We start from the raw sequence: 1,754 nt of genomic DNA, 5'->3' as shown, positions 1-1,754 counted from the left end.
GTTCGGAGTTGCCCCCGCTTGAAGTCTTTTCGCGACAAACGCCGCGACAACCGTCCACATCCATCCGCCAAGAGTGCGGCGGACGTGTCACGCCCGCGTCCCGGCCAGGCTCCTGCCAGACCGGAAGCGCCACCGCGCGAGCGCCATGAGGCGAAGACGGAAAATCGTTCCGAACCGAACTCGGCGCCGCGCATCCTGGCCCGCCGCGAAGGCGCTCTGCCCACTGAACATCTTCCCGTGATCCTGGAAGTGGCGCCCAATGCCGATTATGCGCTGCTCGACAGCGGCACCGGCCAGAAGCTCGAACAATATGGCCCCTACCGGATCGTGCGGCCAGAGGGCCAGGCGATCTGGCAAAAGGCCTTGCCGGCAAAGGAATGGGAGCGCGCCGACGCCGTCTTCACCGGAGACACCGACGAGGAGGGGATCGGCCGCTGGCGTTTCCCGAAGCTGCCGCTCGGCGAGACCTGGCCGATGAAGCATGACGGCATCGACTATCTCGGCCGTTTCACCTCGTTTCGTCATGTCGGCGTCTTTCCCGAGCAGGCTTCCCACTGGGACCACATGGCCGGGCTGATCGCGGCGGCGAAGCGACCGGTCAAGGTGCTGAACCTGTTCGGCTATACCGGTCTCGCTTCCTTGGTGGCGGCTCGCGCCGGTGCCGAGGTCACCCATGTCGATGCCTCGAAGAAGGCGATCGGCTGGGCCCGCGAAAACCAGGAGATGGCCGGCCTCGGCAGCAAGCCGATCCGCTGGATCGTCGACGACGCGGTCAAATTCGCCGAGCGCGAGGAGCGCCGCGGCAGCCGCTACGATATCATTCTGTTCGACCCGCCGGCCTATGGCCGTGGCCCCAAGGGCGAGGTCTGGCAATTGTTCGAGGACCTGCCGGATTTGACCGACCTCTGCCGGGCGATCCTGACGCCGAAGCCGCTCGCCGTGGTGCTGACCGCCTATTCGATCCGCGCCTCCTTCTTCGCCATCCACGCCCTGATGCGCGATACCTTTGCCGGCATGGGCGGCAAGGTTGAATCGGGTGAGTTGATCATCCGCGAAAAGTCCGCCGGCCGGGCGCTATCGACCTCATTGTTTTCGCGTTGGGTGGCTGAATGAACGAGCGGCATGCAGGCGCACCTGGCCAGGTGAAGGAGGTCACCAGCCTCGCCAATCCGCTGGTCAAGGACATCAAGGCGCTCGCTCAGAAGAAATTCCGCGACCAGCAGAGCGCCTTCATGGCCGAGGGGTTGAAGCTGGTCATCGATGCGCTCGATCTCGGCTGGCAGATCAGGACATTGGTTTTCGCCAAGGCCGGGCGCGGCAACGCTGCGGTGGAGAAGGTGGCCGCACGCACGGTTGCGGCAGGCGGCATGGTGCTCGAAGTGTCGGAGAAGGTGCTGGTCGCCATCACCCGTCGCGACAACCCGCAAATGGTGGTCGGCGTCTTTTCGCAAAAATTCCTCGCCTTGAAGGATGTCCGCGCTGACAATGGCGACGTCTGGGTGGCGCTCGACCGGGTGCGCGACCCCGGCAATCTCGGCACCGTCATCCGCACCGTCGATGCCGTCGGCGCCAAAGGCGTCATCCTGGTCGGCGATACCACTGATCCATTCTCCGTGGAGACGGTGCGTGCCACCATGGGTTCGATCTTTGCCGTGCCGGTGGCGAAGGCGACAACCGAGGCTTTCCTCGCCTGGCGAGGCGGGTTTTCAGGCCTCGCCGCCGGAACCCACCTGAAACTCGCCGTCGACTACCGC

General features: G+C 64.9%; 2 protein-coding genes. Both read left to right on the top strand.

All coding sequences use genetic code 11. The features are described 5' to 3' along the window. Window positions 1-18: 18 nt before the first annotated feature. Window positions 19-1,113 carry a class I SAM-dependent rRNA methyltransferase gene (locus EN991_RS34935; protein ID WP_013529577.1) on the top strand — a complete coding sequence of 365 codons (1,095 nt, stop codon included), beginning with the start codon at window positions 19-21 and terminating at the stop codon, window positions 1,111-1,113. Further along, a partial coding sequence (locus tag EN991_RS34930; protein WP_164769618.1) for an RNA methyltransferase occupies window positions 1,110-1,754 on the top strand: 645 nt, incomplete at its 3' end. The genes EN991_RS34935 and EN991_RS34930, both read left to right, overlap by 4 nt.

The sequence above is a fragment of the Mesorhizobium sp. M7A.F.Ca.US.005.03.2.1 genome, assembly GCF_003997795.1.
Lineage (GTDB): Bacteria > Pseudomonadota > Alphaproteobacteria > Rhizobiales > Rhizobiaceae > Mesorhizobium > Mesorhizobium ciceri.
This window is presented reverse-complemented; position numbering and strand designations above follow the sequence as displayed.